At 67.8% G+C, this 513-nt stretch carries 1 protein-coding gene; it reads right to left on the bottom strand.

Going from position 1 to position 513, the window contains the following annotated elements; all coding sequences use genetic code 11:
- Nucleotides 1–301 (bottom strand): hypothetical protein (locus JNK54_10870; protein ID MBL8024756.1); only part of this gene is annotated, 301 nt, incomplete at its 3' end.
- Nucleotides 302–513 lie beyond the last annotated feature (212 nt).

Consider the following 513-nt stretch of genomic DNA (forward strand, 5'->3'; position numbering starts at 1 on the left):
TGCCCCAGGTGCCCAGGCCCAGCGTCTGGTCGGCCGTGTCCGTGTCGCCATCCCCGTCGCAGTCGCCGAGCGGGATTTCGAAGGGGACCCCGTAGCTGAAGCACCGCGCACGCTCCTTCAGGAGGCCGCCGTTCGTCACGAGCGCCACCACGTCGTGGCGCCAGTTCTGGCAGTAGTACAGCCGCTTCGTCACGCGGCCGAAACGGTCGAGGTCGGGCCAGGTGCCCGCCGTCGTGCCGTACTTCCTTTGATACACGTCCGGTTGAGCGTACTCAATGCCCACCACGTTCCCGGCGCCCAAATAGTCGTATTCGGCGGAGGGAGACCGACAGCAAGTGTTGAGCCTCGCGTCGTCGCGGCCCCCTCATCCGGCCCTTCGGGCCACCTTCTCCCACTCGCTGCGCGAGCGGGAGAAGGGCGCCGCTGCGCGCAGCCGCTCGTCGTTGCAGCTCGTCCGTGGGCGTCGTAGAAATGGAGACGCGCCACACCGCCTGCTCGATACCCGTGACGAAG

This window comes from Elusimicrobiota bacterium (genome assembly GCA_016788905.1).
Taxonomy (GTDB): Bacteria; Elusimicrobiota; Elusimicrobia; order FEN-1173; family FEN-1173; genus JADKHR01.